21 protein-coding genes and 1 pseudogene are annotated in these 23,071 nt (G+C 71.0%); 13 read left to right on the top strand and 9 right to left on the bottom strand.

The genetic code is table 11. From position 1 onward, the window contains the following. Positions 1–74: 74 nt before the first annotated feature. The 3 genes from ACWCXX_RS30880 to ACWCXX_RS30870 are packed head-to-tail and all read right to left on the bottom strand — an operon-like array spanning position 75 to position 2,529. Complete coding sequence (locus ACWCXX_RS30880) at positions 75–893, bottom strand: ABC transporter ATP-binding protein (protein WP_451132965.1); 819 nt, start codon at positions 891–893, stop codon at positions 75–77. Beyond that, positions 890–1,930, bottom strand: coding sequence for a zf-HC2 domain-containing protein (locus ACWCXX_RS30875; RefSeq protein ID WP_451132963.1), 1,041 nt, complete (start codon positions 1,928–1,930; stop codon positions 890–892). Before ACWCXX_RS30875 ends, ACWCXX_RS30880 begins: the two co-directional genes overlap by 4 nt. Further along, on the bottom strand, positions 1,927–2,529 hold the full coding sequence (locus ACWCXX_RS30870; RefSeq protein ID WP_451132961.1) for an RNA polymerase sigma factor: 603 nt from the start codon (positions 2,527–2,529) through the stop codon (positions 1,927–1,929). Before ACWCXX_RS30870 ends, ACWCXX_RS30875 begins: the two co-directional genes overlap by 4 nt. A gap of 297 nt (positions 2,530–2,826) precedes the next feature. On the opposite strand from ACWCXX_RS30870, the gene ACWCXX_RS30865 reads away from it, so the two are divergent. Then, the gene (locus ACWCXX_RS30865) at positions 2,827–3,750 is read left to right on the top strand and encodes a rhomboid-like protein (protein ID WP_451132959.1); all 924 of its coding nucleotides are present in this window, start codon (positions 2,827–2,829) and stop codon (positions 3,748–3,750) included. On the opposite strand, the gene ACWCXX_RS30860 is transcribed toward ACWCXX_RS30865, so the two are convergent. Further along, positions 3,665–4,420: a nucleotidyltransferase gene (locus ACWCXX_RS30860; protein WP_451132957.1), complete on the bottom strand. Its 756-nt coding sequence runs from the start codon at positions 4,418–4,420 to the stop codon at positions 3,665–3,667. The genes ACWCXX_RS30865 and ACWCXX_RS30860 overlap by 86 nt on opposite strands. A 74-nt stretch (positions 4,421–4,494) precedes the next feature. Beyond that, positions 4,495–4,618, bottom strand: a pseudogene (locus ACWCXX_RS30855) (DNA alkylation repair protein); the annotation flags it as partial. A 548-nt stretch (positions 4,619–5,166) separates the two neighbouring features. Between ACWCXX_RS30855 and ACWCXX_RS30850 the strand changes: the two are divergent. From ACWCXX_RS30850 to ACWCXX_RS30830, 5 genes are all read left to right on the top strand, one after another. Then, positions 5,167–5,598: a hypothetical protein gene (locus tag ACWCXX_RS30850; protein WP_451132999.1), complete on the top strand. Its 432-nt coding sequence runs from the start codon at positions 5,167–5,169 to the stop codon at positions 5,596–5,598. 17 nt (positions 5,599–5,615) lie between these two features. Beyond that, the gene (locus ACWCXX_RS30845; RefSeq protein WP_451132955.1) at positions 5,616–7,445 is read left to right on the top strand and encodes a DUF6571 family protein; all 1,830 of its coding nucleotides are present in this window, start codon (positions 5,616–5,618) and stop codon (positions 7,443–7,445) included. Next, positions 7,442–7,873 (top strand): hypothetical protein, encoded by a 432-nt coding sequence (locus tag ACWCXX_RS30840; protein WP_451132953.1) that lies wholly within the window; start codon positions 7,442–7,444, stop codon positions 7,871–7,873. The genes ACWCXX_RS30845 and ACWCXX_RS30840 overlap by 4 nt, the downstream gene beginning before the upstream one ends. Before the next feature lie 2 nt (positions 7,874–7,875). Beyond that, positions 7,876–8,439, top strand: a complete 564-nt coding sequence (locus ACWCXX_RS30835) for a hypothetical protein (protein WP_451132951.1) — start codon at positions 7,876–7,878, stop codon at positions 8,437–8,439. 234 nt (positions 8,440–8,673) lie between these two features. Further along, positions 8,674–9,738, top strand: a complete 1,065-nt coding sequence (locus tag ACWCXX_RS30830) for a Gfo/Idh/MocA family protein (RefSeq protein ID WP_451132949.1) — start codon at positions 8,674–8,676, stop codon at positions 9,736–9,738. Positions 9,739–9,805: 67 nt separating this feature from the next. On the opposite strand, the gene ACWCXX_RS30825 is transcribed toward ACWCXX_RS30830, so the two are convergent. Then, complete coding sequence (locus ACWCXX_RS30825; RefSeq protein WP_451132947.1) at positions 9,806–10,309, bottom strand: YfbM family protein; 504 nt, start codon at positions 10,307–10,309, stop codon at positions 9,806–9,808. Positions 10,310–10,597: 288 nt separating this feature from the next. Here ACWCXX_RS30825 and lon point away from each other — a divergent pair, with 288 nt between their 5' ends. Then, entirely contained in the window at positions 10,598–13,021 is a 2,424-nt protein-coding gene (lon, locus tag ACWCXX_RS30820; RefSeq protein ID WP_451132945.1) for an endopeptidase La, read from the top strand. Between the two features lie 105 nt (positions 13,022–13,126). Here the strand turns inward: lon and ACWCXX_RS30815 are convergent, their stop codons facing one another. Both ACWCXX_RS30815 and ACWCXX_RS30810 read right to left on the bottom strand, forming a co-directional pair. After that, positions 13,127–13,885, bottom strand: coding sequence for a polysaccharide deacetylase family protein (locus ACWCXX_RS30815; RefSeq protein WP_451132997.1), 759 nt, complete (start codon positions 13,883–13,885; stop codon positions 13,127–13,129). A gap of 226 nt (positions 13,886–14,111) precedes the next feature. After that, positions 14,112–14,960, bottom strand: coding sequence for a lysozyme (locus ACWCXX_RS30810; protein ID WP_451132943.1), 849 nt, complete (start codon positions 14,958–14,960; stop codon positions 14,112–14,114). A 224-nt stretch (positions 14,961–15,184) separates the two neighbouring features. Here ACWCXX_RS30810 and ACWCXX_RS30805 point away from each other — a divergent pair, with 224 nt between their 5' ends. Further along, a complete protein-coding gene (locus ACWCXX_RS30805) occupies positions 15,185–15,682 on the top strand; it encodes a MarR family winged helix-turn-helix transcriptional regulator (protein ID WP_451132941.1) in 498 nt (165 codons plus the stop codon). Between the two features lie 99 nt (positions 15,683–15,781). On the opposite strand, the gene ACWCXX_RS30800 is transcribed toward ACWCXX_RS30805, so the two are convergent. After that, the gene (locus ACWCXX_RS30800) at positions 15,782–16,567 is read right to left on the bottom strand and encodes a hypothetical protein (RefSeq protein WP_451132939.1); all 786 of its coding nucleotides are present in this window, start codon (positions 16,565–16,567) and stop codon (positions 15,782–15,784) included. A gap of 366 nt (positions 16,568–16,933) precedes the next feature. On the opposite strand from ACWCXX_RS30800, the gene ACWCXX_RS30795 reads away from it, so the two are divergent. The 5 genes from ACWCXX_RS30795 (at position 16,934) to ACWCXX_RS30775 (ending at position 22,949) form a co-directional block, all read left to right on the top strand. Then, positions 16,934–20,053 (top strand): nitrate- and nitrite sensing domain-containing protein, encoded by a 3,120-nt coding sequence (locus ACWCXX_RS30795; protein ID WP_451132937.1) that lies wholly within the window; start codon positions 16,934–16,936, stop codon positions 20,051–20,053. Continuing rightward, positions 20,050–20,529, top strand: a complete 480-nt coding sequence (locus tag ACWCXX_RS30790) for a roadblock/LC7 domain-containing protein (RefSeq protein ID WP_451132935.1) — start codon at positions 20,050–20,052, stop codon at positions 20,527–20,529. The genes ACWCXX_RS30795 and ACWCXX_RS30790 overlap by 4 nt, the downstream gene beginning before the upstream one ends. Further along, complete coding sequence (locus tag ACWCXX_RS30785; protein ID WP_451132933.1) at positions 20,526–20,939, top strand: DUF742 domain-containing protein; 414 nt, start codon at positions 20,526–20,528, stop codon at positions 20,937–20,939. The genes ACWCXX_RS30790 and ACWCXX_RS30785 overlap by 4 nt, the downstream gene beginning before the upstream one ends. Then, the gene (locus ACWCXX_RS30780) at positions 20,920–21,570 is read left to right on the top strand and encodes a GTP-binding protein (RefSeq protein ID WP_451132931.1); all 651 of its coding nucleotides are present in this window, start codon (positions 20,920–20,922) and stop codon (positions 21,568–21,570) included. The genes ACWCXX_RS30785 and ACWCXX_RS30780 overlap by 20 nt, the downstream gene beginning before the upstream one ends. Positions 21,571–21,710: 140 nt before the next feature. Further along, complete coding sequence (locus ACWCXX_RS30775) at positions 21,711–22,949, top strand: styrene monooxygenase/indole monooxygenase family protein (protein WP_451132929.1); 1,239 nt, start codon at positions 21,711–21,713, stop codon at positions 22,947–22,949. The last annotated feature ends 122 nt before the right edge of the window (positions 22,950–23,071 follow it).

Genomic DNA, 23,071 nt, shown 5'->3' with positions numbered 1-23,071 from the left:
GGAGGCTTTTCCGGGTGCGGTCCTTCCGGGCGAGGTCTTTTCGGGCGCGGCCCTTCCGGGCGTGGCGGGGGTCGTCATCGGTTCGCCACCGCCGCCCGGTGCGCGCGCAGCGCGGCGGTGTAGCCGCGTTCGACGGGGTTGCCGTCCGGCAGGGCCGCGCCGCCGCCTGCCGTGCCGTCCGTGCCGCCGAGTTCCGTCAGCTCACGCGTCGTGCCCCGGTACGCGATCCGGCCCGCCTCGATCAGCGTGACCTCGGTGCAGGCCGCGGCCACGTCCTCGACCAGGTGGGTCGAGACGATCACGGTGGCGGTGCGGCCCAGTTCCCGTATCAGCGCCCGGAACTCGACCCGCTGCTCCGGGTCGAGGCCGGCGGTGGGCTCGTCGAGCAGGAGCAGGTCCGGGTCGTTGACGATGGCCTGGGCGATGCCGACCCGGCGCACCATGCCGCCCGACAGGGTCTTCACCCGGGCGTCGATCCGGTCCGTCAGACCCACCCGGTCCACCGCGCGTTCGACGGCGGCGGGGACGTCCGCCGGGTCCATCTCCTTGAGCCAGGCCACGTAGGAGACGAACTCGCGGACCGTGAAGCCCGGGTAGTAGCCGAAGTCCTGCGGCAGATAGCCGAGCCTGCGCCGGACCTCCGCCCGGCTGCGGTGGTCCGCCCTGTCGCCGACCTGGCTGCCGAGCAGCTCCAGCCGGCCGCCGGACGGTGCCGCGACCGTGGCGAGCACCCGGATCAGCGAGGTCTTGCCCGCCCCGTTCGGGCCGAGGAGCCCGTGCACACCGGGTGCGAAGTCGAGGTCGACGGCGTCCAGCGCGGTCGTCCTGCGGTGCCGGACGGTCAGTTGCCTGACCTCCACCGTGTTCACGGCCGTGGTGCCGTTCGTGTTCACAACGTCTCCAGATGGTCGAAGGATCTGCGGCGCGCGGCGAGCAGCGCGGCGCACAGCAGCGCCGCCGCGGCCCAGGCGCCCTGTGCGGCGGGACCCGCGAAGTACCGCGCGGCCTCGGTCACCGGCGCCTCGACGGCGGGGGGCGAGGCACCGGCGGACAGGACGACGGCGACCGCCCAGGCGGCGGCCACGGACGAGGCGCCGGTGCGGCAGCCGACGTACGAGCCGAGCGCGAGCGCCGCCAGCGTCATCGCCAGCCCCGGCAGCAGCCAGGCGGCCGGACCGGGCCCGGCGGACGGGGGCAGCGCCGCCCCGGCGAGGGTGAGTGCCGGGATGCTCACGCCCAGCACCCCGGCGCTCCTGGTCAGCAGCAGCCGCAGCCCGCCGGACGGGGTGGCCGCGGCGATCTCGTGCATCGGGTCCGTGTGCCGCCCGTAGGAGACGACGACCCCGGCCAGCGGCAGCACCGGCGCGACGACGAGCAGCAGCGGACGCGTGGCACCGCCGAGCCCGGCCCCGTACGCCAGGGCGAGGGCCCCGGCCGCCACCAGCACCAGCGCCAGCAGCCACGGCCCGCGCAGCGCGGGCCCCGCGGCCCACAGCAGCCGCCCGCCCCGGGCACCCGGCACGACGACGGGCGGACGGCCCCGGCCGGGCGCGACGGCGGTGGAACGATCCCGGCCGCGGGCACCTCCCGGGCCGGAACGGCCCCGGCTCCGGCCCCGGCCCTGCGGACCGCCCCGGCCGGGTGCGAGGGCGATGCGGCGGAGGCGGCGGACCGGGGCGGCGGTGTCCGGGGCGGCGCTCTCCGCGGACACCGCGGCCAGCACCCCCTCCCGCACCCCGGCCAGCACCGCGGCCGCCTCCCGGCGCGCGCGCACCGCGGCCGAGACCTCCGACGCGCACTGCCCGCACGCCTCCAGGTGCTTCTCCACGGACCAGGCGTCCGTCTCCGGCAGCGCGTTCGCGGCGTACCGCCCGGCCAGTTCTCCGCCCACGTGCCACGGGGCCATGCCGTCACCTCCTGTCGTGGTCATGCCGTGCCTCCCAGCGGTCCCGCCCCCGGGGCCGGAAGTTCCAGCGCGGCGCGCAGCTCGCGTCTGGCCCGCATCGCCCGGGTCTTGACCGTGCCCTCCGGTATGCCGAGGAGCCGGGCCGTCTCCCGGGTCGTCAGCCCGTCGATCACGGTGGCGCGCAGCACCTCCCGCAGCTCGGGCGAGATCCGGTCGAGCGCCGCGCCCACGTCCCCGTACTCCAGACCGGCGAGCACCCGCTCCTCGGCGGACGGCGCGGCGGCGGCCCGTTCCTCGTGCTCCGCCCGCTCGGCCAGCGCGGCGAGACGGACGCGGGCGTGCGTCCGCTGCGCGTCCACCAGCCGGCGCGAGGCGATCACCCACAGCCAGCCGCCGACCTGCGCGCCGCGGTGCGAACGGGCGGAGCGCCAGACCGTCACGAAGGTGTCCTGAAGCACCTCCCGCACGGTCTCACCGTCCGCGCACCGCCTGTTCAGCCGGGCGAGCAGCCAGCCGGCGTGCCGGTCGTAGAGCGTGGTCAGGGCTTCCGTGTCCCCGCGTGCGACGGCACGCAGCAGCGCCTCGTCGTCCGGGTCCTCCCCCGAGGGGTGCAACAGCTTCACACCCCTTCTATCGGGCACCGGGAGCGGACCGGTTCACGGGCGGCCCCTGTGGCTCACGGCATGGACGGAGCGGAGGCGGATCACGGAGGGGGGAGCGTTGCTTCGGGACACGCACGGGTTCGGGGCCGGTACGGAAAGGGGCCTCACGCGGTGCATCAGCGTACGGACAGGACGGTTCGCGCGGAGCCCGGGGAGGGGCCGGGGGAGGCAACCGTAGAGGCATCCGGTGCGGGGCCAGGAGGGACGGGCGCAGAGGCGCCCGGAGGGATGTACGGTGCGGGGCCCGGAAAGGTTTCGTTGCCGGCCGCCGTTCCGCGCCGGTCCCGTACGCCCCGTACCGACGCCCCGTGGCAGGACCGTACGGAGGACCCCGTTCCGGCCAGGAGGGGCAGGTGGTGGCCGGGGTCGCTGCCGACGCCCACCGGTGCCCCGTTCACCTTCGGCTACCTGATGGTGCCGGTCGCCACGTCCCTCTTCATGGAGTACGCCGATCCCGGCACCGTCTCCGCCGTGCTGCGCACATCGAGCACGGACGTGGCGCACCTCGGCGAGCGGCCGCTGCTCGTCCCGGTCGCCAGTGCCCTGTGGGTCGTCGGCGGGCTCACCTCGCCGTACGTCCTCGGCTTCGCCCTCGTGCTGACCGCGCTGGAACGCCGTATCGGGGGATGGCGCACCGCCGCGGTGTTCCTGCTCGGCCATGTCGTGGCGACGCTCGCCACGGAGATCCCGGCCGGGCTGTCCGTGGTGGCCGGCCATCTGCCGGAGTCGTCCCTGCACCGCCTCGACTACGGCATCAGCTTCGGGCTGATGGCGAGCGTGGGCGCGCTCGCCGGGCTGTTCACCCCGCTGTCGCGGGTCCTGGTGCTCGGCGCGGTCGGCGCGATGGTGGTGCGGGACCTGATCGAGCTCGACAACCCGTTCGCCGACCGGGGCCATCTGCCGGCACTGCTGCTGGGGGTGGCCTGCTGGCCGCTGCTGCGCAGGGCCGGCGCGGTGCGGAGCAGCGCGGTGCGGGGAACGGCGCCCAGGGGCAAGACGTTCAGGAGCACGGCGCTCAGGGGCGCGGGCGGTATCGGTGGAGGCGCGATCGGCAGAGGAACAGGCGGCAGGGGAACGATCGGCAGGGGCACGGCGCTCAGGGGCGCGGTGCCTTCGGGCCGTGCACCGCGAGGTACTCGGCCGCCAGCCACGGAGCGAGATCCTCGACGAGCATCGCGATGACGGCGGGGTCGGCCGACGGGGCGCGCCCGACGCGCGCGGCCGACCGCACCTGCTCGACCCGCTCCGGACGGTCGGCGTAGTAACGGGCGAACACCTCGGCCGACTCCACCAGATCACTGGTCCAGCCGCCCCACCGCGGCATCACGAGGGTGAAGCCGGAACGGACGAGCCGGCGGGCGACCCCACGGCTGAGGTACCGGCGCTCGGCGTCCGTGGTGGCTCCGGCGGCCCTTCGCCGCCACCGGGGGAGCAGCAGGTGGAGGTCCCCGTTGGTTTCCCGGGCCAGCCGGTCGGTCGGGCGGTAGGACGGCAGTTGCCGGGCGAGGTCCTCGCCCAGCAGCGGCGTGCAGAGGCAGGCGACGAAGAAGCCGAGGTCGTCGCGTTCGAGCTCGCTGGTGAGCGTCCCGACGTCGGAGAGGAGGACGCCGACCCCGTCGATCCGGTCGGACGAGGCGTCCAGGTCGGCCTCGACGGCACGGGCCGCGGCCTCGTCCGCCGGGGTGGGCGCGTCGTGCAGCGCCAGCAACAGGTCCAGGTCGGAGACGCCGGGCACGGCCGTGCCCCGCGGGATGCTGCCGTAGACGTACGCGCTGTGCAGCCGCGTGCCGTCGAACGCCGCGGAGATCCGGCACCGGGCCGCCGCCACCACGGGGGCGAACACCGCGGGCACCCGGCTCAGCGAGCCCTCCCGCCGGATCGTCCCGTCCTCGTCCAGCCCCCGGTCCCCGCCGCTGTCGTCGTGGCCGCCGCGGTGTCGTCCGTCCCCCGGAGCCCGCCCGCGGGTTCCTGCTGCGTCTTCAGCCGCTTCGCGAGCGCACGCAGCTTGCCGAGGCCCACCGCCGTGGTCGTCGCCGTGCTTCTCGTTCACCTCGGCCCCCTGCCCTTCTGGCATGAAATCCCAGCGTACGGCCGACGGCCACCAACCCATGCGATTGTTCAGGCCCCGTTCGACCAGGGCTTCGAGCAGAAGACCGTCCGGAACGACCGGGCACTGGCGGCGCGGTGAGGGGAGGGGGGTTGTTTCGGCCTCGGTCGGTCGCGAGTTGGCCGGATCACGGAACATTGCCACTGTGAATCAGCGAACTCTGCTCGAATAGAACGACTGGTCGGTCATGGGCTGGACGGGGAGGGGTTTCCATGCCGCACGGGAATGCGGGGCGGCAGTGCCCGGCACGGGAACCTCGTTCGACACTCTGTACGCGGTGAACCCTCAGCAGGCCTTGGCGATCGAAGCCCAGAAGACGAAGACCTTCAAGAAGAGGGTTGACGATCCGCTGATCGCGCTGGACGGCTCGGGGGCCGCTCCGGCCAGGATGGGCGACGACCGTACGGCGCGGGCCGGCAGCGCTGCGCGCAGAAGCCACTACCGCCGAGTACCACACCACACAACTGGAAACAGTCGATCGGGGGCGCATGATGGCCTGGAACGAGTGGGAACAGATCAAGGCCGAGGCCACTCAGCAGCAATCAGCTCAAATGCGGCTGAATCGAGCTGACGGAGATCCTGCAGCTTCAGGCGGTGCTGCTGATCTGGTGGTGAACCAGGACGACCTCGGAGCAGTCGGACACGAGGCGTACCTGCTGCGGAGCCGGCTCTCCCGGGACGGTGACCATGCCCGTCCTGCCACTTTCGAGGCGGCGGTCGCCCTGACGAACGGCAACTTCACCAGCGGATCGCAGCTGTTGAAGGTGCATGACCGGTGGAACAGCCAGTTACGGACGCTCCTGGACGCCTGTGCCCGGATTTCCGACCACCTCGACTACAGCAAGTCCGTTCACGCCGGGAACGACGCCGACATCGGCGGCAACCTGCTCTCCGTGTCCAAGATCAGCGATTACTACAAGTAGGGCGGGGCGGGGACACCGTGCTGACATTCGATGACGTCGTCAACGCGCCCGTGGGCAAGCTGAAGAAAGCCGCGGACGACTGGTCGGAGATGGTGGCCAAGCTGGGGAGACTTGCCGACGACGCAAGGCAGGGAATGAAGGCCAAGTCCGACAAGGCGCGATGGCAGGGCGCCAACTCCGACGTCACCAAACCCTTCATAGCCAAGACCGCCAAGGAGTTCGAAGACGCCGAGGCCCAGGCCAAGGGCATCAAGCTGCTGCTCGCGGATGCGCACACGTCGTTCAGGACCGCCAAGGACGCACTCGTCAGGATCAGGGACGAGGAGGGCCCGGCCGCCGGGATCCATGTGGACGCCATGGGCAAGGTCACGCCCCGGTACGACCTGGAGGGCGACATCGCGGCGCGCCACGATCCGGGTTACGCGGAAGCCCTGCGGAAGCAGAACGATGCCGTGGCCTCCTGGCAGAGGAGGATCGTCGAGGACTGTTCCGACGCCGACGACTCGCTGAAGCGCGCTCTCGCGGCGAACGTGAAGGACGACCACAACTTCACGGCTCCCAAGTACAAGAGCCTGGACGCCGAGCAGGTGGACCGGGCGGCGGAGCTGATGAAGAAGGTCACCGGGGACGGCGGCACGGCGCGCAATGTGGCGGCGCTGAGGGAACTCGAAGACCTCCTGGACGACAACCGCAACGACCCCGAGTTCGCCCCGGCCTTCTACCGGAAGCTGGGTGCCGAGGGCACCCTTGAGGCGTACGCACGGATGTCGCTGGATGCGACGTCCCTCGGACCGGCCGGCCAGGACCGGGTGAACATGGTCCGCAACATCCAGGGCGACATGGGCGCCATGCTCGGTCTCGCCACCCAGACGTCGACCCCGCACCACCTCGGCGACGCGTGGACCATGCAGCTCATGAGGGCGGGCCGCAAGCAGTTCGACGTACCCGGTGTCGGCTTCGCGCAGGTGTACGGCTACCAGGCCCTGGGCGCACTCCTCCGGGAAGGGGAGTACGACAAGGACTTCCTGCTGTCGGTCGGCCGGGACATGGTCGCCATGGACAAGAAGAACCCGGACGTCTGGTCCCAGAACATGCCCACGGGCCCGAAGTCGCTCATCAACCTCGACGAGGCGGGCGGCAAGGGCTTCAACCCCCTGACCGGCCTGATGCAGGCCATGAGCAACAACCCCGGGGCGTCAACGGCCTTCTTCGACGAGCCACTCCGCGAGGACACCAACAAGGACGGCATCGTGACCACGGACGACGCTGCGCTCAAGGGGAAGAAGGCGCAGGACGTCATCGACTACATGCTCGACAAGAAGCCTGGGAGCGACTGGTACGACACTGCCGTTGGCGGTGAGCAGAACCCTGGCCGGACGGCCATGGGCAACGCCTTGGAAGCGGCGGTCACGGGACGGGTACCGGGCGACGAGGACGCGCGGCCGGTGTCGCACGGCAAGACCATGAGCGGCCTGATGGAGAAGGTCGTCGCGAAGATCGGCGCGGAACCCGAGCTCGTGACAGGAGACGGGCGACTCGGCGGACTGTCCCAGAACTTCGGCAACATGGCCGCCGAGTACATGCCCGACCTGCAGGCCACGGCCGAGAACGGCGCCAATCAGATCAAACCGTTGGGCGTGCCCGCGGAATTCAAGAAGGACGAGATGGCCTTCTTCCTCGGCGCAGTCGGCCAGGACCCCCAGGCCTACGGTGCGATCACCAATGCCCAGCAGGCATACACCACAGCGCTGGTGTCCGATGTCTTCCAGAACCCCGAGAAGCACGGTGACGTGGGCGAGGCAGTGCGTAATGCTGTCCACCCGGAGGCGAGATCGCCGGCATCATGACCGAGGCGAGGGCGCAAGGCGTCCACGATGCGCAGGTCGCTGCGAACGAGGAATACAACCAGGGCGTCGCAGAAAACGCGAAGTGGGCGAATCGCATCATCGACGCCGTCGGGGCCAAGTACATCGAGATGCTTCCTGTAGGCGGCGACGTGGTGGGTTGGATCAAGGAAGACATCAGCGAGTCTGTCGTGAAGAGCGCAGAGGGCGATACGTCGGATGCGTCTCGCCATGAATCCGCGGCAGGCTACGCGGCCGCCGAGCGAGCCGCCAGGGAGGCCGCCGTGTCTGCGGTGGACGCGGCTGCGCGAGGGACTGATCTCACATCTGAGCAGATTGATGAGTATCGAGGCTCAGCCTCGACTCAGACGGCAGTGGCGCATTCGGTGGGCCGCGATTTGGTTGCCAGTTCATCGAGCAAGGGAAGTTAATCGTGCGTCGATTCGTTAATTCTGTGGCGACTGCGTCGATATTTGCGATACTGGCAGGTCTGCTGGTGGGCTGCTCGAGCGAGGAAAAGAAGGCTGTCCCGGAGCTGCCCAAGCGAATCTGTTGGGGCGCGTTTGCCAGCAGTGATGTGTCGCCCATCCTGCCGACGGGTAAAAAAGCCACCCTTTCTCATAGGCCTTTCGTTTTTGCTGGGAATTACGACTCGGTGACATGCTCCCTCGATATTGATGGTGCTACAAAGTTTCTAGCAAACGCTGCCCTTCGAGGCTTCGAGGATCAGATTGACTGGAATTCGGTGGACAAGGCGAATCCGCAGCCGATCGATGTGGGAAAGAAGGGCATCATCTGGTACGACGGTGCTGCCGCCTACTTCGTTTGTGAACCCTCCAAGGGGCCCAATTCGCCCGGAAAGTACATCGACCTTTTTATCAGTACGGACAGCGTCCCTGACAAAGGTAAGCTGCCGAGCGTTCTGCCGGCACTGCTGAAGCAATTCATGGCATTCGCTCAGCGTGAGCTGAAGTGTGGGGCGAGCGACGGAAATTGAGTCCCCGGCCGATTTGGCTGGCCAGCAGTTCAGCACCGAGTACCTGGCCGTGCGCAAGGGCAACACAGTTGGACGGACCCGGGCCGCTGTCGTCGTCCATGTGGGCACTGTGCCCGGTGCGCAGGGCGGAGCCGAACGATTTTCCGCATGCGTCGGGCAGGAACCCGTACGCGCCGGGCAGGACGGCCGGAAAAGGCTTGGAGTGGGCGGACGGTGCCAAGAGAGCATGTGCGTATGCGCGTTGCTGTGATCGGGTTGAGGATGGGGCTGTACCTGGCGGACTGGTGCCGGCGGGTGGGCATGGAGGTGGTGGCCGCCTGCGACCGGGAGGCCGAACGCCTGGAGGCGGCGCGGGAGGAGTTGCCGGAAGCGGTGCTCACCGACCGGTGGGAGGACCTGCTGGACCTCCCCCTGGACGGGGTCGTCCTGGCCAACGACTTCGACGCGCACGCGCCGCTGGCCATCGCGTTCCTGGAGCGGGGCGTGCATGTGCTCTCCGAGTGCGCGGCCTGCGTGGACGAGGAAGAGGGCCGGCGGCTGATCGAGGCGGCGGAGCGGTCCACCGCCACCTACTCCTTCGCCGAGAACTACGTCCTCCACCCGCACGTCCGGCTGCTCCGGCAGGCGATCGGGGCCGGGGAGCTGGGCCGGGTCGACCTGATCGAGGCCGACTACCTGCACGGCATGTCGCCGCAGGACGTCGACGCGCTGATCGGTGATCCCGGCAGCTGGCGCGGCCGCATCTCCGCCACGGCGTACTGCACGCACACCGTCTCGCCGGTGCTGGCCCTCACGGACGCCTGGCCGGTGGAGGTGTCCGCGTTCCGGGCGCACGAGGCGGACCCGGTCCGGGCCGTCGTCATGACCGTTCGGCTGTCCACCGGCGCGCTGGCCGTGACCCGCCACGGCTTTCTCCAGGGCGAGCCCGACAGTCACTGGAGCTGGCTGTCCGTCCGTGGCACCCGGGCGCTGGCCGAGTCGGTGCGCGCGTCGGGCGAGCGGTCCTGGTCCGTCCGCGTCCGGGCGGAGGGCTGGACCCGGGATGACGGCGTCGCGCACGAGGAGGAGCGGGTCGCGCCGCCCCTCACCCTGGACGGGCGGCCGGTGGAACGGCGGGCCGAGGGCACGGTGCGCGTCCTCCAGGGATTCCGGGCCACGGTGGAGCGCGGGGAGCCGCCGCTGGTCCCGGTGCGGCCCGCGGTGGCTGCGTCGCTGGTCGGCGTGGCCGGTGCGGAGTCGCTGAGGAACGGTTCGCGCCCGGTACCGGTGCCGGACTTCTCCCCGGCCGCCGCGGAGTGACGGAGCCGGGGTGCGCACCCGTCCGGTGCCACGCAGGCGACCGGGCGCCGGACGGGCGCGTCCCCTGTCAGTCCAGCCGGATGAGCATGGCGTCCCCGGCGTCTGCCGCTGCCCGGAAGAACGGAACCAGTGCCTGGTAGTGGCTGGTCACGTAGTCGAGCGGCTCGCCGCGCTCCCAGACGACGGCGGGGTAGATCTCGGCCTCGGCGAGCTCTGCCGGACGAACACCCTCGACGAGGGCCTCGTGAGGTGCGTCGGCGAGCGTCTCCGCTGCGAGGCGTACGCGCTCCGGGGTGAGGTAGCGGGGTGGCTCATGGCCCCAGCCCTCGGCTCCGGGGACCTCTTTCTCGCCGTGCGCGATGCCGACGGGGAAGTCGATGCGACGCAGCAGGAAGTCGAGTGCGTGCCATGTTTTGTCGATGTCGTGGCAACGCGCCTCGGATGCCGCGGGCCCCGTGTCCGGTTCCCTCTCGATCAGCCCGACGACGAACTCCCGGGCCCACTCGGGGTCACGGATCGCGCGATCCAGTTCGGCGGGGGTCAGGCGGGCGTACTCCCCGATCATGCTCATGGCCGGATGTTAGGCAGGTGCTGACGGCGGGGCCGGCGCGGGCCGGCCTGTGCGCCGGGCACAGCCCCACGGCCGTCCGGCCCCACCCGTCGACGCAGGACCATGCCCGTCGACGCAGGCCATACCGACTGATGCAAGGCCATGTGCAGCCCGAATCGGCCTGCGCGAGGTCCACCGGTTCTGGACAGCGACCGAGTGATCGCTCACAGCGAACACCCCCTGGGGAACAATGGGCGGCTCAGAAGCATTGAGCCTTCATAGCTCAACTTGACTGCCGAAGGGGAGATCATGGCTACCGATTCCAACGCTGGCGCTCCGCTCGCCCTTCCCGTGCTGCCGCTCGACGACGAGGTCGTGCTGCCCGGGATGGTGGTGCCTCTGGACCTGTCCGACACCGATGTGCGCGCCGCGGTGGAGGCCGCGCAGGCCGCGGCCCGTGACGGCGGCGGCAAGCCCGAGGTGCTCCTGGTGCCGCGGATCGACGGCACCTACACCGGCACCGGCGTGATCGGCACCGTCGAGCAGGTCGGACGGCTTTCGGACGGGGATCCGGGCGCACTCATCCGCGGCCGGGGCCGGGTGCGGATCGGGGCCGGGACCAGCGGGCCGGGCGGAGCGCTGTGGGTGGAGGGGACCCGGGTCGACGCGGTCGTTCCCGAGCCGCTCCCCGGCGCCGCCGCCGAGCTGGTCAAGGAGTACAAGGCGCTCGCCACCAGCTGGCTGAAGAAGCGCGGCGCCTGGCAGGTCGTGGACCGGGTCCAGCAGATCGAGGACATCTCCGCACTCGCCGACAATTCCGGTTACTCGCCCTTCCTCACCACCGCCCAGAAGGTGCAGCTCCTGGAGACCACGGACCCGGTCGCCCGGCTGAAGCTCGCCATCCAGTGGCTCGGCGAACACCTCGCCGAGCAGGACGTGGCCGAGTCCATCGCCAAGGACGTCCAGGAGGGCGTCGACAAGCAGCAGCGCGAATTCCTGCTGCGCCGCCAGCTCGACGCCGTGCGCAAGGAACTCGCCGAGCTCAACGGCGACCCGGAGGACGAGTCCGACGACTACCGGGCGCGCGTCGAGGCCGCCGACCTTCCCGAGCACGTCCGCGAGGCCGCGCTCAAGGAGGTCGAGAAGCTGGAGCGCTCCTCCGACCAGAGCCCCGAGGGCTCCTGGATCAGGACCTGGCTCGACACCGTCCTCGAACTGCCGTGGACCGAGCGGACCGAGGACGCCTACGACATCCGGGGCGCCCAGCAGGTGCTCGACGCCGAGCACGCGGGTCTGCAGGACGTGAAGGAACGCATCACCGAGTACCTGGCCGTGCGCAAGCGGCGCGCCGACCGCGGCCTCGGCGTCGTCGGCGGCCGGCGCGGCGGTGCCGTGCTGGCGCTGGTGGGGCCTCCGGGCGTGGGCAAGACCTCGCTCGGCGAGTCCGTCGCGCACGCCATGGGCCGCAAGTTCGTCCGCGTCGCCCTCGGCGGTGTGCGCGACGAGGCGGAGATCCGGGGCCACCGGCGCACGTACGTCGGCGCCCTGCCGGGACGGATCGTCCGGGCGATCAAGGAGGCCGGTTCGATGAACCCGGTCGTCCTGCTCGACGAGATCGACAAGGTCGGCTCCGACTTCCGGGGCGACCCGGCCGCCGCCCTCCTCGAAGTCCTCGACCCGGCGCAGAACCACACCTTCCGCGACCACTACCTGGAGGTCGAACTCGACCTCAGCGACGTGGTCTTCCTCGCCACCGCCAATGTGCTCGAAGCCATCCCGGAAGCCCTGCTCGACCGCATGGAGCTGGTCAGGCTCGACGGCTACACCGAGGACGAGAAGGTCGTCATCGCCCGGGACCACCTGCTCCCGCGCCAGCTGGAGCGGGCCGGTCTGGAGAAGGACGAGGTGATGCTCGACGAGTCCGCGCTGCGCAAGCTGGCCGGCGAGTACACCCGCGAGGCGGGCGTGCGGAACCTGGAGCGGGCCGTCGCCCGGCTGCTCCGCAAGATCGCGGCCCAGCACGAACTGGGCGACCGGGAACTGCCGTTCACGGTCACCGAGGCGGACCTGCGGGGCCTGATCGGGCGTCCGCACCACGTCCCGGAGTCCGCCCAGGACCCGGCCGAGCGCCGCACGTCGGTGCCGGGCGTGGCCACCGGGCTCGCGGTGACGGGGGCCGGGGGCGACGTGCTCTTCGTGGAGGCGTCACTGGCCGACCCGGAGACCGGGGCCTCCGGACTGACCCTCACCGGTCAGCTCGGCGACGTGATGAAGGAGTCCGCGCAGATCGCGCTGAGCTTCCTGCGGTCGCACGGCGCGGAGCTGGAACTGCCGGTCGCGGACCTGAAGGACCGCGGCGTGCACATCCACTTCCCGGCGGGCGCGGTCCCGAAGGACGGCCCGAGCGCCGGCATCACGATGACGACGGCGCTGGCCTCGCTGCTCTCCGGGCGGCCGACCCGTACGGACGTGGCGATGACCGGTGAGGTCTCGCTGACCGGACGGGTACTGCCGATCGGCGGCCTGAAGCAGAAGCTGCTGGCCGCGCACCGGGCCGGGATCACCACCGTGGTGATCCCGAAGCGGAACGAGGCCGACCTGGACGACGTCCCCGCCGAGGTCCTGGACACGCTGGAGGTCCACCCGGTGACGGACGTCCGCCAGGTCCTGGAGATCGCCCTGGCCCCGGCCGAGGCCCGGACCGGCGGCGAGAGGATCCCGGCCGCGGCGTGACCGTCACGGCGTGACGGACGTGGCGCCGCGTGCGCGACCGGTAGGGACGGCCCGCCTCCCCGGCAACGGGAGGGCGGGCCGTCCCGCGTGCCTGCGCGGCCGGGGTCAGGGCCGGTAGATGGTGCCGGGGACCGGCTCGGCGGGCGCCATCAGCTGCGGGACGGTGACGAAGGTGTAGCCCTGCTTCTTCAGCGCGTCGATGATGCCCGGCACCGCGGGCACCGTGCCCTTGTAGATGTCGTGCAGCAGGATGATGCCGTCCTTGCTCGCCTGGTCCAGGATGCGCTTCTCGATCAGGGCCGAGTCGTTCGTGGAGTAGTCCTTCGCGGTGGCGCTCCACAGGATCTGGGAGAGCCCCAGCTCCTTGCTGACCTCCGAGACGGTGTCGTCGGTGCGGCCCTGGGGCGGGCGCATCAGCCGCGGCTTCCTGCCGGTTATCTCCGCTATCGCGTCCTGTGTCTTCTTCAACTCGGCGCGTATCTCGTCCGGCTCCCGGTCCGTCAGGACCTGGTGGGTCCAGGTGTGGTTGGCCACCTCGTGCCCCTCGGCGGCGAGCCTGCGCACGGTGTCAGGGTGCTTCTTGACGTGGTTCTTGCCCAGCAGGAAGAAGGTCGCGTGCACCTTCTTCTCCTTGAGGACGTCCAGCAGGTGCGGGGTGTCCTCGCCCGGCCCCGCGTCGAAGGTCAGGGCTATGCACTTCGCCTTGCGGCAGTCCACCGGACCGAAGGAGCCCTTGGCGTCGGACCCCGCGTCCTCCCGTGCCGAGCCCGGCGCGGTGGTCTGCATGGAGCAGCCGCTCAGCGTCAGGGTGAGGGCTGTCACAAGGGCCGCGGCCAACCCCGTGCCGATCGGCTTCGTCTTCATGGACAAGGCGGCTCACTCCTCCGTAGTTGTGCGGGCACGCACGATGTGCGACGGAGAAGGACTATACACAGAGTGTATACACCGGGTTCATAGAGGGGTCCTGGCTGTCGGCCGGAGAAGGAATGCCTGGTCAGGGGCGAGAACAGGGCTGCGCCCCGGTGACTGGGTGGGTCACCGGGGCGCAGCGATGCGGAGAGGTGTGCCGCGCGGCTCGCGGCGGGCCGGGTCAGCCGTTGGCCAGTGCCTGCACCCGGTCGTAGGCGCCGTTGAAGCGGTTGTGGTCACCGACGTAGGGGCCGGACGAGGTGTACTGCCACATCGTGTAGTAGCCCCAGCCGGCCGGGAGTTCGCCGACGGTGGAGTCGTAGCGGGCCACCCACAGCGGGTTGGTGGTGCCGAAGCTGCTGTTGTTGCCGGTGCAGGTCTTCCACCAGCTGGTCGCGGTGTAGATGACCGCGTCGCGGCCGGTGCGCGCCTTGTACCTGTTCACGAAGTCGCGGATCCAGGAGACCATGCCGGCCTGGGTCTTGCCGTAGCACTGGTCGCCGTACGGGTTCCACTCGATGTCGAGCACGCCGGGCAGCGTCTTGCCGTCCCGCGACCAGCCGCCCCCGTTGTTCACGAAGTAGTCGGCCTGGGTGGCGCCGCTCGTGGTGTTCGGGGTGGCGAAGTGGTACGAGCCCCGGATCATGCCCACGTTGTACGAGCCGTTGTACTGCTGCGCGAAGTAGTCGTTCTTGTAGTACGTGCCCTCGGTGGCCTTGACGTAGGCCCACCTCACGCCGCTGTTCCAGAGGGTGGACCAGTTGACGTTGCCCTGCCAGCCGGAGACGTCGACGCCTTCGGTCTGGACGGCGAGGGCGTCGATCGACCCACGGTCCTGCTTGTTCTGGCCGTCGTGGGCGACGACGCCCATGCCCATCGTGGCCGTGCCGCGGGCGGGCTTCTTGGCCGCCTTGTCGTGATCGGCGGCACTGGCCGCGCCCGGCAGGGCGACGAGCAGGGAGAGGGCCGCGAGCAGGGTTCCGGCCGCGGCGAGACGGGACGTTCCGGATGTGGATCTGAGCACCGGCATGGGAGTGCCTCCGAGGACTCGGTGGGGGGACGCGCTGATCCCAGGGAGCGCGGAACGCCCCCTGCCGCATGTCATGGTGTGGACATGCCATGCATGACTCTACGCACGTAGAAACGCGCTGCGGAAGAGGGTCCGGGCGCCGTCGTTGGTCTATGCCTGCGAAATACTGGCCAAGCTGCGGCGATGACCAGCGGTGAAAGAATTTTTCAGCAATAGGAAAGCTCATGAGGGGTGTTGACGTGCACGGGAGCGAAAGCGGTAGTGAACCCGGCGCGACCGGGGAGAGTGGTGTGGACCACGCATTCCTCGCTCTGGAGCGTGAGTTGGCCGTCTTTCTGCGCCGGGCGCGGGCCAATTCCGGGGAGATGGCACGCGAGGTCCACCCGGAGCTGGAGCCCGCCGCGTACGGACTCCTCGTCCGGCTGGAGTCGGCGGGGCGGCAACGGGCCACCGATCTCGCGGCCTACTTCGGGGTGGGCAAGGCGACCATGAGCCGTCAATTGCGCGCCCTGGAGGGTCTCGGACTGGTGGCGCGCGAGCCCGATCCGGCCGACGGCAGGGCCTTCCTCGTCCACCTCACCGCCGAGGGGCTGGCCCGCTACCGCAGCGTGCGCGACGCCCGCCGGGAGCGCTACGTCCGCAAGCTCGACGACTGGGACCGGGCCGAGGTGGCCGAACTGGCCCGGCTGCTCCACCACTTGAACGCCCGCGCCGAGGAGTGAGGCCGGCGCGACGGCCATGACCGCCCGTCCGGACGATCGTGCTGCGGACCTTTCGGCCTTTCTGGCGGGTGTTCGCGCCGTCGGCCCTTCGGTCCTCCGTCACAGCACCGCGTAGAGCGCCGTGGCGTCGTCGTGGGTCTTGCTGCGGCGCAGGTGCGTGCGCTCCGTGTCCGCGTCCTCCAGGGACCGCACCCGGTCGATCAGCCCCTGGGCCCCTTCCTTGTGCAGGACTCCGAGGCAGTCCGCCCAGTCGCCCTCGTGGAACATCTGCGTCCAGCGGGCCGCCCCGTCGGTCAGCGCGGCCAGCGCCCGCACCCGGCCGGCGGGGGTGTGCCCGGTGACCGCGCGGTCCGCCACGGAGGGGTCGGCGGCGGCGGTGAAGAAGCCGCCCTCCTTGTTCCGCACCCGGGCGTCGGCGATCGCGTCACTCGCCAGCGACCCCGGCGGCAGCCGGTCGAGCCGGTCGTCGAGCAGGGGGCGCACGGTTCCGTCGTACGCCTCGAACAGCAGTACGGAATCGGAGAGCACCAGGTGCTCGATGCCGCTCTCGTCCCAGCGGGCCATGACGACCGTCGCCTGCGGCGTCCGAACGTGAGAAAGGTCACACGAGGAGCGGTGCGCGTCGGCGGTGTACCGAATGGACGTGGCCAGAATCTCCTGGAGGGTCAGATCCCGCCGCGAACCGGACAGTTCGACCAGAGCCCCGCCCAGTCGCGCGGTGAACCAGGGGACCGAGTGCACACAACCGTCGTCGCCCGGGGGCGGAGTCACCCCATCCAGCAGGACCAATGCCCCACCCTGCCCGGATGCGGGCAGTGCGGTGGCGGCCCAGTCCTCGTTCGGGCGTTCCGGGCTGCCGGCGAGGGTGGCCAGTTCGATGCGCATGCGGTCAGTCTGCACGATGCCTTCACGAACCCTGCATCAGGCCGATAATGGCCTGTACCAGCAGGTCAGGAGTGTGCTTAGGGCGGAAGGGAAAGCTCCGTGCGGCGTGCGGGCGGGCATCCTGCCAAAGCCCGCGCGGAAGTTCCAGCCGACGGGACGCCGGTACCCGAGAAGGTTCGAGAAGAAACTTGTTTGCCAACTCTGGAGTGATGTTCACTCGTTCAGGTGGCGGAGTGGTTGATGCGCGCCCCCCTCTCAAAAGCACTGGAATGGTCAGAAGCCGTACCAGGGGTCGGGACGCTCATCACTTGTGACCGTGCGTCACCTCTGCTTCAAGGGCGGACGAGTACAAGATTGCGAGCACCGGTGCAGAAGAAGCGGCCTCGGAGCAAGGGCGGCAAGCACGACGATTCCGGGGTGACGCCACCGGAATCCGTCGAGAGCGGGAGCGGGAGCACCCGGCGCCCCGTGCGGGTACGGAGTCGGCTGGTCGCCGGTGTCGCCGTCGTCGGCATCACCGTCATCGCCGCGGGCACCCCCGCGATCCTCACCGCCTCCTCCGTGCTGAACGATTCACAACGGCTGGTCACCCTCGCCGAGCTGAATCAGCAGGCCATCGCCCTCGCCCACGCCCTCGCGGACGAGCGCGACGAGATCACCGCCCACATCGCGGCGGGCCGGGACGACGAGTCCGGCCCGGCGGCGGACGACGAGGACGGCACCGGCAGCCGGAGCGCCCGCGTCGACCAGCAGGTCGACGAGATCAGGGACGCGGCCCCGGCCGCACTGCGCCGCGACCTCTCCACCATCCCCTCCCTGCGCCGCGACGCGCTCAGCGGCAAGGGCACGGCGCTGGACGCCCACCGGGCGTACTCCGAGGTCATCGCCAAGCTCCACGACCTCGCCGAGGAACTCGACGAGAAGACCCCGCCGCACGCGGCCGACGCCACCCGTGCCCCGCTCGCCCTCGGGCAGGCCACCGAGCAGGCGTCCGCCACCCGCGGCCTGCTGCTCGCCGCGCTCTCGGTGCCCCGCCCGGTCACGACCCCGCAGCTGGACCCGGTCACCGGCCTGCCGGTCCAGCCCCAGGACGGGGGCGGCGGCAAGAACGAGGGCACCCGCGACGAACTGAGCGCCGCCGCCCAGCAGGCCCGGGTCCGGGAACTCGCCGCGCTCGCGGACTTCGACCAGGCCGCGGGCTCCACCGCCCGCGACAAGCTGTCGTCCACCGTCACCGGGCCCGAGGTCAACAGCGCGGAGAAGTACCTCAACACCCTCACCGACCGCCCCGAGCTGTCGGAATCGGACCTGCGGACCAGCCGCAAGAAGGCCGGGGCGGCGCTCTCCGCCCGGGTCGACCGGATGCGGAGCGTCGAGTCCGCCCTCGGCACCCAGCAGGTGCAGCGCCTGGAACAGCTGCGCGACGACGACGTCACCGCGCTCGAACTGCGCATCGCGCTGCTCGGCGGCTGTCTGCTGATCGCGGTCGGCGTCTCCACGGCGGTGGCCCGCACCCTCACCCAGCCGCTCGCCGTCCTGCGGATCGGCGCTGCCCGCCTCGCCGCAGAGCCCGAGACCGCGGAGCCGATCCGCTACACCGGCCGCAACGACGAGTTCGCCCAGGTCGTCCGGTCCCTCAACAGCCTGCACGGCAGGTTCCAGGGGCTCCTCCAGGAGTTCAACGGCCGCTTCGAGGAGCTGCAGACCGAACGCGCCGAGCTGGTCGCCGGGCGCGAGGCACTCACCCTCCAGCGCGCCGAACTCCAGGTCCAGACCGCCGACCTCACCGCCCAGCTGAAGCGGCTGGAGCACACGGTCCACCACACCTTCGTCAACCTCTCGCTGCGCACCCTCGGCCTCGTCGAGCGCCAGCTCGGCGTCATCGAGAGCCTGGAGGAGCGGGAGCACGACCCGGAGCGGCTCGCGACCCTCTTCAAGCTCGACCACATGGCCACCGTCATGCGCAGGCACAGCGAGAACACGCTGGTCCTCGCGGGCGCCGAGCACAGCCACGGGCACGCGGGACCGATCCCGCTGGTCGACGTGTTGCGCGCGGCCGTGTCGGAGATCGAGCGGTACGAGCGGGTCACCATCCAGTCCCTGCCGCCGCACGCCCAGATCGCCGGTTTCGCCGCCGACGACCTCAGCCACCTCGTCGCCGAACTCCTGGAGAACGCGACCTCCTTCTCGCCGCCCGACTCCCACGTCCAGCTCTCCGGCTGGCTGCTGGAGAGCGGCGAGGTGATGCTCTCCGTCCGGGACGAGGGCATCGGGATGTCGGCCGAGCGGATGGCCGAGCTCAACACCCGCCTCGGCGACCCCGCGCTGTTCGACTCGGACGAGCAGGACGGCAACGGGACGCCGGAAACCGGGCTCGGCCTCCGGGTCACCTCCCTGCTCGCCGCGCGCCACGGCGTACGGGTCCAGCTGCGCGAGCACAAGGGCAGCGGGGTCACGGCCGTCGTCGTCCTGCCCGAGGCCCTGCTGCCGAAGGCACCCCCGGCCGCCGCGCCGCCGGTGCAGGCCCCCGGGGAGGCGCCCGCACTGAACCTGCCGGGCTCGGTCGCCGAGGCCAACTCCAACGCGCTGCCGGGAGGACGCGGGCCCGCCCGCTCCGGCGACCCGCTGATCGACGCGGCCGAGCGGGCGATCCGCGAGTCGGGCGTCGACGAGCCGAAGGCCGAAGAGCCGAGTGCCGACGAGGCAGGGGCCGGTGCGGAGCCCGCGGCCGAGGCGGAGGTCGGTGCGGAGCCCGCGGCCGAGGCGGAGCCCGCGACGGAGAACGCCTCCGAGGCCGCCCCGGGGGCCGTCGCCGAGACGACCACCGTTCAGGCCGTCGCCGAGACCGAGGCCGATACCGACACCGAGGCCCGGCACGAGCCCGTGGCGGAGCCCGATTCCGAGACCACGATGCAGGTCCGGCTCCCGGCAGCCGCTCCCGCCCAGGTGGACCCCGCTCCCGGGACCGGTGCGCCCGGCCCGTACGCCATCGGCCCCGACCGCCACGAGCGCACCGTGGACGAGGCCCCGGAGCCGCACACCGCCCCGGCCCCCGCGCCGGAGCCCACGACGACCGTGGCCGACGCCCTGCCCGGACCCCGGCGGCCGGAACAGCAGCCGGAGCGAGAGGACCGGCCGCAGGCGACGGCCGAACGCCTCACGGACAAGGGGCTGCCCAAGCGCACCCCCAAGGTCGTCAAGCCCGCCACGGCACCCGCCGCCGAGCGCAAGGGAGCCCTGGACAAGGAGGCGCTGCGCCGTCGGCTCGGCGGCTTCCACCAGGGCGCGAAGGACGGCCGGAAGGACGTCGAGGCGGAGATCGCCGAATTCACGGCGACCGGGTCGTTCCCGGTGGCCGCCGCACCCGGCGGGGGTTCCGCACACACCGGGCGCGGCGAGACCGACCACGGCGGGACCGGCCGTGGAGATGTCCGAAACGACCAGACGGATGAGACGGGGGACACAGTCGAGGAGGCACACAGTTGACTGCGCCCAGCACGCTCGGGCTGAGTAACGAGGCCCGGAACCTTCACTGGTTGTTGAGCAATCTGGTGGAGGAGGTGCCAGGGGTCCACTCGGTCGCCGTCGTCTCGTCCGACGGCCTGATGCTGCTCTCGTCCGACCCCGGCCACCTGGCCGCCCGGACCGAGGGCCGGCAGGACGGGCCCAGGGGCTCCAGCGCGGACCTCGCGACCGTCGTCTCCGGCATCGGCAGCCTCACCATCGGTGCCGCCGAGCTGATGGACGGCGGCGGCGTCAAACAGACCATGGTCGCCATGGACCAGGGCAGCGTCTTCGTCATGTCGATCAGCGACGGATCGCTGCTCGGGGTGCACGCCACCCCGGACTGCGACATGAGCGTCATCGCGTACCACATGGCGCTCTTCGTCGGCCGGGCCGGACACGTACTCACCCCCGAACTCCGCAGTGAACTGCGCAAATCGATGGAGAGCGCCGAGTGAAGCCCGCTGCCGAAACCGCCCGCAGGCTTCCCGTCCGCGGGGCCGACCGCAGGCCCGCCCGGGTCCGTCCGTACTCGCTCACCGGCGGGCGCACCCGTTTCGGCCACGTCCTGCTCGTCGAGACGTTCGTCGCCGCGCTCGAAGCGCCCGAGGAGCGCCGCGAACTGCCCCAGGGCAAGACGGCCGCCCGCCTCATGCCGGAGCTCCGGGCCATCGTCGAAATCTGCCGCCGGATGCGTACGGTCGCGGAGATCTCGGCCCTGTTGAAGATGCCGCTCGGCGTGGTCCGGGTGCTGCTCAGCGACTTGGCCGACCAAGGGAAGATCCGTGTGTACGGGACCGGTCACAGCGCCGGCCAGCCCGACCGCGCACTGCTCGAAAGGGTGCTCAATGGCCTCCGTCGTCTCTGAGTCGCCGCTCTTCACCCCGCGTCAGCCGGGCACCGACAACCAGGCCGAGGAATCGCCGCAGGCCTGGCAGCTGGACCACACCAGGGCCCCCATCGCCACGAAGATCGTGGTCGCGGGCGGCTTCGGCGTGGGCAAGACGACCTTCGTCGGATCGGTCTCCGAGATCACCCCGCTGAAGACCGAAGCGCTGATGACCCAGGCCAGCGAGGAGACCGACGACCTCTCCGCCACGCCCGACAAGGTCACCACGACCGTCGCGATGGACTTCGGCCGGCTCACGCTCGACGACGACCTCGTGCTGTACGTGTTCGGCACCCCCGGCCAGCAGCGCTTCTGGTTCATGTGGGACGACCTGGTTCGCGGCGCGATCGGCGCGGTGGTGCTCGCCGACACCCGGCGGCTCGCCGACTGCTTCCCCGCACTCGACTACTTCGAGAGCTGCGGCCTGCCGTACATCGTCGCCGTCAACCAGTTCGAGGGAACACCGACGTTCGAGGTGGAGGACGTCAGGGAGGCCCTGACCGTACCGCCGCACGTGCCCGTCGTGATCATGGACGCACGCAACAGGATCACGGTCGTCGAATCGCTGCTGGCCCTCGTCGGCCACGCCCTCGACGCCACCCCCGCCTAGGGCGTGTTCCGAAAGTCCCCTCTGGCCGGGGCCTCCGGCGCCACTTTCGAAACACCCCCGGGACGACGCCGCAGCCCCCGGTCCGGCCAGGTCCTTCAGTCCCCGCCTGGCTCGTACGCAACACGTAACGGAGAACCGCGATGCGGAGAATACTCATAGTCGGAGCCGGTCAGTCCGGACTCCAGCTCGCCCTCGGACTGCAGTCCAAGGGCTACGAAGTCACCCTGATGTCCAACCGCACCGCCGACGAGATCCGGTCCGGCCGGGTCATGTCGACGCAGTGCATGTTCCACACGGCGCTCCAGCACGAGCGCGACTACCAGCTCAACTTCTGGGAGTCCCAGGCCCCGCGCATCGAGGGCCTCGGCGTCTCCGTCGCCGCGCCCGACTCATCGCGCGCCGTCGACTGGGTCGGCAGGCTGGACGGCTTCGCGCAGTCCGTCGACCAGCGCGTGAAGATGGCCGGCTGGATGGAGACGTTCGCCCAGCGCGGCGGCCAGCTCGTCATCCACGGCGCGGCCGTCTCCGACCTGGACTACTTCTCCCGCACCTACGACCTGGTGCTGGTCTCCGCGGGCAAGGGCGAGCTGGTCTCCATGTTCGGCCGGGACGCCTCCCGTTCGCCGTTCGACGCCCCGCAGCGCGCCCTGGCCGTCGCGTACGTCCACGGCATGGGCCCGCGCCCGGAGCACCCCGACTTCGACGCGGTCCGCTGCAACCTGGTCCCCGGCGTCGGCGAGCTGTTCGTGATGCCGACCCTGACCACGTCCGGCCGCGCCGACATCCTGTTCTGGGAAGGCATCCCGGGCGGGCCGCTCGACGTCTTCCAGGGCATCAAGGACCCCTCCGAGCACCTCGCGAAGACGCTGGAGCTCATGGAGCGGTTCACGCCGTGGGAGTACGCCCGCGCCACCAAGGTCGAGCTGACCGACGCCAACGGCACCCTGGCGGGCCGTTACGCGCCGACCGTCCGCAAGCCGATCGGCCGGCTGCCCGGCGGCGGCCTGGTGCTCGGCGTGGCCGACGTCGTCGTCGCCAACGACCCGGTCACCGGCCAGGGCTCCAACTCCGCCTCCAAGTGCGCCAACACATACCTGGACGCGATCCTGGAGCACGGCGACCGGGAGTTCGACGCGGAGTGGATGCAGGCGACGTTCGACCGTTACTGGGAGACCGCGCAGCACGTCGTGAAGTGGACCAACGCGATGCTCGGCGTACCGCCGGAGCACGTGCTGAACCTGATCGGCGCCGCCGGTCAGCTCCAGCCGGTCGCCAACCGCTTCGCCAACGGCTTCGACGACCCGGCGGACTTCGAGAACTTCTTCTTCGACCCGGAGAAGGCCAACGCGTACCTCGCCGAGGTGTCGGGCGCCGCGTAGGCGTCCGGGCACGGCGACGGCGACGGGGCCGGGGGGGGGGGCCGGGGCCCGGCGGCCGCCCGCCCCCCGCCCGCGGGCGGGGGCGGGGGGGGGGTTGGAGCCCCCCCGGCACCCCGGCAAAA

This window comes from Streptomyces sp. NPDC001732 (assembly GCF_053596315.1).
Note: the sequence above shows the minus strand (reverse complement) of the source record. Positions and strands in the feature narration are given on the sequence as shown.

Coding starts and splice junctions, on each gene's coding strand:
- ACWCXX_RS30805 (WP_451132941.1), top strand. CDS start 15,185: ATGAGGGGTGTTGACGTGCACGGGAGCGAAAGCGGTAGTGAACCCGGC.
- ACWCXX_RS30825 (WP_451132947.1), bottom strand. CDS start 10,309: ATGAGCATGATCGGGGAGTACGCCCGCCTGACCCCCGCCGAACTGGAT.
- ACWCXX_RS30840 (WP_451132953.1), top strand. CDS start 7,442: ATGACCGAGGCGAGGGCGCAAGGCGTCCACGATGCGCAGGTCGCTGCG.
- ACWCXX_RS30815 (WP_451132997.1), bottom strand. CDS start 13,885: ATGAAGACGAAGCCGATCGGCACGGGGTTGGCCGCGGCCCTTGTGACA.
- ACWCXX_RS30850 (WP_451132999.1), top strand. CDS start 5,167: ATGGCCTGGAACGAGTGGGAACAGATCAAGGCCGAGGCCACTCAGCAG.
- ACWCXX_RS30810 (WP_451132943.1), bottom strand. CDS start 14,960: ATGCCGGTGCTCAGATCCACATCCGGAACGTCCCGTCTCGCCGCGGCC.
- lon (WP_451132945.1), top strand. CDS start 10,598: ATGGCTACCGATTCCAACGCTGGCGCTCCGCTCGCCCTTCCCGTGCTG.
- ACWCXX_RS30775 (WP_451132929.1), top strand. CDS start 21,711: ATGCGGAGAATACTCATAGTCGGAGCCGGTCAGTCCGGACTCCAGCTC.
- ACWCXX_RS30800 (WP_451132939.1), bottom strand. CDS start 16,567: ATGCGCATCGAACTGGCCACCCTCGCCGGCAGCCCGGAACGCCCGAAC.
- ACWCXX_RS30875 (WP_451132963.1), bottom strand. CDS start 1,930: ATGACCACGACAGGAGGTGACGGCATGGCCCCGTGGCACGTGGGCGGA.
- ACWCXX_RS30780 (WP_451132931.1), top strand. CDS start 20,920: ATGGCCTCCGTCGTCTCTGAGTCGCCGCTCTTCACCCCGCGTCAGCCG.
- ACWCXX_RS30830 (WP_451132949.1), top strand. CDS start 8,674: ATGCGCGTTGCTGTGATCGGGTTGAGGATGGGGCTGTACCTGGCGGAC.